The organism is Streptomyces sp. ActVer, from assembly GCF_027270795.1.
Classification (GTDB): Bacteria; Actinomycetota; Actinomycetes; order Streptomycetales; family Streptomycetaceae; genus Streptomyces; species Streptomyces umbrinus_A.
In genome coordinates, this window is the sequence record NZ_JAPWHT010000543.1 from 1 (window position 1) to 6,368 (window position 6,368).

Genomic DNA, 6,368 nt, shown 5'->3' on the forward strand with positions numbered 1-6,368 from the left:
GGCGGGGTCCTGGTCGACGGTTTGTCATGGCGGTGGGTCCTGCTGATCAACGTGCCCATCGGCGCTGTGGTGCTGGCCGGCGCCCTGCTCTGGCTCGTCGAGGGCCGGGCCGGCGAAGGACGCCGGATCGACCTGCCGGGCGCCCTGCTGGTGACGGCCGGCCTCGCGACCCTCGCGTACGGGATCGTCCAGACCGAGGCCGAGGGGTGGACCTCGGCCGCGACCCTGGTGCCGCTGGCCGCCGGGGCCGCCCTGATCGGGCTGTTCCTGCTCGTCGAGGCACGGACGAAGGCGCCTCTGATGCCGCTGAAGCTGTTCCGCCTGAGGTCCGTGTCCTCGGCGAACGTGGCGATGTTCCTGTGCGGCTCGGCGATGTTCTGCATGTGGTTCTTCATGACGCTGTACGCGCAGAACGTGCTCGGCTACTCGCCGCTGGACGCCGGACTCGCGCTCGTGCCCAGCTCGCTGGCGGTGATCCTCGGCTCGAAGCTGGCGCCGCGGCTGATGCCCGTTGTGGGAGCGCGGAATGTCGCCGTGCTCGGGGCGGTGGTGGCCGCCGCCGGGTTCGGCTGGCAGTCCACGATGACCGCCGACGGCGCGTACCTCACCGCGATCATGTTCCCCGGGATCCTGATGATGCTCGGCGCCGGGCTGTCCGCGACGCCCCTCGCCGCGCTGGCCACGTCGGGGGCGGAGCCGGGGGAGGCCGGGCTGGTGTCGGGGCTGATCAACACCTCCCGCACGATGGGGGGTTCTCTCGGGCTGTCCGTGATGGCGACGATCGCCGCGGCGCGGACCGGCGGCGGGGGGTCGCCGGAGGCCCTGACGGAGGGGTATGCGCTGGTGTTCCGCACGGGTGGGGGTGTGTTGCTCGTGGGGGTGGTGCTGATGTTGGTGTGGCTCCCGCGGGGGGTGGCGGGGCGGGGTTGAGGTTCGCTGCGGGCCCGGTGGGGGCTGGTCGCGCAGTTCCCCGCGCCCCTTGAAGGCAGGGGCTACCGCCCCCTGAAGACGAAAGCCGGGGGGCGCAGCCCGGCTTTCGTCTTTAGGGGCGCGGGGAACTGCGCGACCAGCCACGACGCGCCCGCAGACAACGAACCGCCTACAACCACCCCTGCTGGCGAGCCTCCCGCATGGCCTCCATGCGATTCCGCGTCGCCGTCTTGCCGATCGCCGACGAAAGGTAGTTGCGGACGGTCGACTCGGACAGGTGGAGCTTCGACGCAATGTCGGCGACCGTCGCACCGTCCACCGAGGCCTTCAGCACATCGCACTCACGCGCAGTGAGCGGGTTCGGCCCGGCACTCAACGCGGCCGCCGCGAGCGCGGGATCGATGACCGTCTCACCGGTCAGCACCCGGCGGATCGCCTCGGCCAGTTCCTCCACGGGCCCGTCCTTGACGAGGAACCCCGCGGCGCCCGCCTCCATGGCCCGCCGCAGATACCCCGGCCGCCCGAAGGTGGTGAGGATCAGCACCCGGCAGTCGGGCACCTCGTCCCGGAGCAGCGCGGCGGCGTCCAGGCCGCTGATGCCGGGCAGTTCGATGTCCAGCAGTGCCACGTCCGGCCGCGACTCCAGGGCCGCGCCGACGATCGCGTCCCCCGTCCCGACCTGCGCGACCACCTCGATGTCCGCCTCCAGTCCGAGGAGGAGGGCGAGGGCGCCCCGCATCATCCCCTGGTCCTCGGCGAGCAGGACTCGGATGGACTTGGCGGGCCGGTAGTCCCGGGGCATCTCGTTCACGGCCTCAGAGTAGGCCGCGTCAGCGCTCCGCTGGGGGTGCGTTGTATGGCTGCGGGCCCGGTGGGGGCTGGTCGCGCAGTTCCCCGCGCCCCTGAAAGCGGGGCTGCGCCCCTGGCTTTTGTCTTTCAGGGGCGCGGGGAACTGCGCGAGCAACCCCCACCGGGCCCGCACCCAAAAGCGAGCCGGCGGCAGGCCAAGGTGCGGCCAAGTAAGAAAAGTCGGCGTGCGCCAAGCACCCGGTCGTGCTTCGCTGGGCGAGTGAGCGCCGCGGATCCGGGCACCCGCGCCCGGCGGCAGCAGCTTCTCCGGGTGCGCGGCCGAAGTGTGGCCTGGGTGCCACCCCTCCTCCTGCTCATCGCCATCGCGGTGGTCGACTGGAACACCTCGGGCGAGTTCAGGGTGATCTCCTGGATCGTCCTCGTCCCCGGCATCGCGGCGGCGATCTGCGGCGTCCGGGGAACAGCCGCCTTCGCCGTCCTCGCGCTCCTCACGTACATCGAGGTCGACGCCTCCTGGCCGCACCAGGACCAGACCGGCCTGCCGGACTTCATCCTCGTCGCCGTGGGCGGAGCCCTGGCGACGCTGGCGTGTGCCGTACGGGTCCGGGAGGAGCGCCGGATGCTGCACATGCGGGACGTGGCCGACACGACCCGCCGTACCGTGCTGCGCCCCCTCCCCACCCCGTGGGGCGGGCTCGACCACGCGGCCGTGTACCTGGCCGCCGACAGCGAGGCCCGCGTCGGCGGCGACTTCTACGACATCCAGCCCGGCCCGCACGGCACCCGGGTCCTCCTCGGGGACGTCCAGGGCAAGGGCCTGCCCGCGGTCGCGGCGGCCGCCGCCCTGCTGGGCACGTTCCGCGAGTCCGCGTACCACGAGGCCTCCCTGGCCGTCGTCGCCGAACGGCTGGAGGTACGGATGGGCCGCCACCGCCAGTACGTCACGGACCTCGGCGAGGACCTGGACGGCGACCCCGCACGGGGCGTGGAGCGCTTCGCGACCGCGGTCCTCGTCGCCTTCCCGCCCCCGGGCTCCCCCGCGGGCCACATCGAGGTCGTCAACTTCGGCCACGAACCCCCGCTGGTGGCGGGCCCGCGCGGCGTACGCGTCCTGCCGCCCGGCGACGGACTCCCGCTCGGCCTCTCCGGGCCGGCGGGCTCAGGCGCGGGCGTCCCGCCCGTCCGCAGGGTCCCCCTCGCCCCCGACGAGACCCTCCTCCTCGTCACCGGCGGCGTCACCGCGGCCCGCGACGCCGACGGCGTCTTCTTCCCCCTCCACGACCGCGTGACCCTCGCCGTCTCCACCGACCCCACGGCCGCCCACCCCCACCGCCTGGTGGAACTGGTCCGCGAGGGCACCCTCCACCACAGCACGGACCACGTGGCGGACGACACAACGATCTTCGCGGTGAGGCGGGCCCCGTAGGGGCGCGGGGCTGTGACACTGTGCGGCTCCGCCGCGTGGGCGCGACAAGCCCCCCGCAGAGGCCGAACAAACCGTTCCTAATCAGTGAGCAGGAGTGAGTCTTGGACCCAAACCTGGTCAGCTGGCGTATCCCGAGCGGTTGTGGATGCGCTGGTCACCCGCGTTCGCGCCACGTCCGGCGACACGGATCGTGTCCGTGGTCCAGGGATGTGGGGGCGGGTTTCCTCACGCCCGCGGGTGCCGTGTCCGGCCTGGACGGTCCGATACCCCACACGATCACTCTGGTCGTGTGGGGGCGGTGCCGTCCGTCGCCGGACACGGTGCCCGAGAGCGCCTCGACCGATCGCGACGCTGGCGGCGTCGTGGCGGGTGGTCTTGCGGTTCTTGCTGCTGAGGGGCTTCTGCCAGTGCTCGGCGCCCCAGCGGGAGGTGTAGGCGGGGTCGACGACGACGATGCTGATGCCGAGTTCGGCGGCCATGGACACGAGCCGTGCCCGCAGTTTGGCGACGGGCATGCCGGAGATCAGCTTGCGGAACCGCTTCCGGCGGCCGTGCTTCTCCCGCGTCTTCTCCGCGCCGAAGTCCAGGTCCTCGATCGCGATGGAGACACCTTCGCGCCGTGCCCGGTGAAGGAGGCGGGTGAGGGCGTGCCTCACCTGGGCGTCCCGGTAGGTGGCCGGCCCGTCGAGGTCGTAGAAGAACCGGCGGGGCTCACCCATCGGGTTGCCGCGCTCATCCAGACGCCACGCTGCGAAGTGGTCGGCGTTGGTGTCCACACCGATGAGCCCGTTCGCCCTGGCTACGGTCAGGGGAACGGTCTGGACCGGGGGGATCGTCCACGACGCGGTGAGGTACCAGCGGCCCTGGTCCACGTCCAGGTGGATGCGGTAGGCGACAGCGCGCTTCGCCGATACGCGGTCGGCCCACTCTTCGCCGCGGTGCCGGAAGTTGATCCGGCCGTCGAGCACGTACCGGCCGCGCGGGGCGTTGGCCAGGTGCGCCAGCGGAGCCGGGGTCTTGATGCTGACCTCGCCGTGGGAGCTGACGCGGATGGTCTCGTTCCCCAAGCGCTTCCCCGACTCCCCGTCTGCCTGGAGGAACCAGCGTTCGGCATCCCAGCGCCTGCGCCACTCGTACTCGGTGAGCTGGGCAGCTTCCAGATTGTGCCGGTTGCGAGCCAGTCGCTTCCCGCCCCGCACCACGTGCACGACACCGGCCTCACGGTCGGACCGCTCGCGTTCCAGCCGGTCTTCCAGCACATGCAGGCGCCGGGTCTTCTGGAACCACTCCTGCTTCGTGCGGTAGCCGCCAGGAGCCCGCTTCGTGCCCTTGTCCCCGACCGGCTGGGACAGGCGGTGCGCGATCGTGCGCACCCCGGCCTCAAGGTCCTGGATGTGGGCGAGTTGGGCACGGCGCGAGAGGCCCCACTGGTCGTGGGTGGCCTTCGTGATGCTCCCGGCCCAGCGCGAGGACGACTCCTCGGTCAGAGCCCGCTTACGCTCCGCCCACTGGTCGCTGTCGTGATCGGTACCCGCCCGGCAACGTGCCTTGAGGTCGGCAGAAGCCAGCGAACCCAGGTGTGCGCCCACCAGGTGCAGCACCTCGCGGTCCCGCTGGGACATGCCCTTGATGCTGGTGCGGATCGCCACGCCGGACGGGCCCAGCGCAATGAACGGCGCCTCGATGGTGCGCAGTGTGGAGTCAGCCATGCTCGGCGGCCTCCAAAGCCTTGCGGGCCCGGTTCTCCGCCGACCGGCGACCGTACAGGCGAGCACAGAACGAGGTCAGCACCTCCGCCATGTCGCGCACCAGGTCGTCTTCGACCTCGCCGTCATCAAGGACCACGAGGCGGCGCCCATGTGCGGACAGAGTGGCTTCGACAAGTTCGGTGTTCATCCGGCCCAGTCGGTCCTTGTGCTCGACCACCACCGTGGTCACGTCCGGATCGGCCAGCAGCCGCCTGGCTTTGGGGCGGGCACCGTTCATACCGGATGCGATCTCCGCCTCCACCCGCACCACCCGGTGGCCGGCCTGCGCCGCCCACCGGGACAGCCGGGAGACCTGCCGTTCCAGGTCGGTCTTCTGGTCGTGGGAGGAGACACGGGCATACAGGCCCAGCCCGCCGATCGCCTCGGGCGCGGCATTGACCCCCACGTTCACGAGGATCGTACGCGGGCCGACCCGCTGAGCCGGTACCGGCAGAGTCCCCTCACGGAACCAGCGATACGCCGTCTGCGGATGCACGCCCTGCGCCTTCGCCCATTCCGTGAGATTCATGCTCTGACAACGACACTCACTCACACATGGTTACGCTCACTCACCCGACCTTGAAGACCAACAGTTGAAGACCCCCACCACCCACCCCCTACCACCCCCACCCCAACACCCTTTGCACCCGCACCGGTTACCGTGCAGACCGTGGTGATCCAAGGGCAGGAGACAACGGCGATGCCAGGAACCGTATTGCTGCTCGCAGCGTCGCCGGCAGGCAGGAGCTGCCTCGTGGACGCAGCCTCCGTACTCCCCATACTCGCCGCCGTCGCCCCCGACGTGCTCTCCGGCACGGACACGGCCAACGTCGTCGAACTGGCCGACCCCCTGGAACCGCAGGCGGTCCTCACCCGCCTGCGCGCCGCCGCGACGGCCCCAGGACCGCTCACGGTCTTCCTCACCGGCCAGCTCCAACTCGACCGCCGCCAACGGCTCCCCCACCTCGCGCTGGCCCGTACGACCGCCGCGACGGTCCGCTACACCGGCTTCCCCTGGCACTGGATCCGCGAGGAACTCCGGCTGCGTGCGCCGGGCAGTACGGCGCTCGTCGTCGACCTGCACACGGACGCGGAGACCTGGCAGCACCTGGCCGGCCAGCCGCTCACCGTGGGACCCGGCGCCCTGCTGTACGGCCGCGTCGCCCCGCCTCCCCCGCGGCGCGCGGTGGCGTCGCCCACGTACATGAAGTCCGTGGCCACGATCCTCCGCAGCGGTCACCGCCCGCCGCTCGCGCACCTCCACCAGCAGGCGCTGACACGGTCGTCGGGCGAGGACCCGGAGGCCGCCCGCCGGGACATCCTGCTGGCGGTCGACCCCACGCAGCCCACCCGGCCCGCACAACCCATGCATCCCGCGCAGCCGCCCATGCGCCCCGTACCCGGTTTCCAGCCCGCGCCCCCTCCCGTACCCACGCCCGTCCCGGTGTCCGTAC

5 protein-coding genes and 1 pseudogene are annotated in these 6,368 nt (G+C 71.7%); 3 read left to right on the top strand and 3 right to left on the bottom strand.

What is annotated here, in order from left to right; translation table 11 throughout:
- Positions 1-930, top strand: a 930-nt coding sequence (locus tag O3Q52_RS46840) for an MFS transporter (protein WP_269654572.1), incomplete at its 5' end; no start/stop codon positions are given.
- 169 nt (positions 931-1,099) lie between these two features.
- Here the strand turns inward: O3Q52_RS46840 and O3Q52_RS46845 are convergent.
- Entirely contained in the window at positions 1,100-1,732 is a 633-nt protein-coding gene (locus O3Q52_RS46845; protein WP_269654576.1) for a response regulator transcription factor, read from the bottom strand.
- A gap of 267 nt (positions 1,733-1,999) precedes the next feature.
- Here O3Q52_RS46845 and O3Q52_RS46850 point away from each other — a divergent pair, with 267 nt between their 5' ends.
- Positions 2,000-3,166, top strand: coding sequence for a PP2C family protein-serine/threonine phosphatase (locus tag O3Q52_RS46850; protein ID WP_269654573.1), 1,167 nt, complete (start codon positions 2,000-2,002; stop codon positions 3,164-3,166).
- Positions 3,167-3,243: 77 nt separating this feature from the next.
- On the opposite strand, the gene O3Q52_RS46855 is transcribed toward O3Q52_RS46850, so the two are convergent.
- Positions 3,244-4,875, bottom strand: a complete 1,632-nt coding sequence (locus tag O3Q52_RS46855) for an IS200/IS605 family accessory protein TnpB-related protein (RefSeq protein ID WP_269654574.1) — start codon at positions 4,873-4,875, stop codon at positions 3,244-3,246.
- A complete protein-coding gene (locus O3Q52_RS46860; protein WP_269654575.1) occupies positions 4,868-5,443 on the bottom strand; it encodes an IS607 family transposase in 576 nt (191 codons plus the stop codon). Before O3Q52_RS46860 ends, O3Q52_RS46855 begins: the two co-directional genes overlap by 8 nt.
- A gap of 171 nt (positions 5,444-5,614) precedes the next feature.
- On the opposite strand from O3Q52_RS46860, the pseudogene O3Q52_RS46865 reads away from it, so the two are divergent.
- Positions 5,615-6,368: pseudogene (locus O3Q52_RS46865) on the top strand (hypothetical protein); the annotation flags it as partial.

What these genes read in the sequence shown, in the direction of transcription:
- O3Q52_RS46860 (WP_269654575.1), bottom strand. Translation starts at nt 5,443, where the DNA reads ATGAATCTCACGGAATGGGCGAAGGCGCAGGGCGTGCATCCGCAGACG.
- O3Q52_RS46855 (WP_269654574.1), bottom strand. Translation starts at nt 4,875, where the DNA reads ATGGCTGACTCCACACTGCGCACCATCGAGGCGCCGTTCATTGCGCTG.
- O3Q52_RS46845 (WP_269654576.1), bottom strand. Translation starts at nt 1,732, where the DNA reads ATGCCCCGGGACTACCGGCCCGCCAAGTCCATCCGAGTCCTGCTCGCC.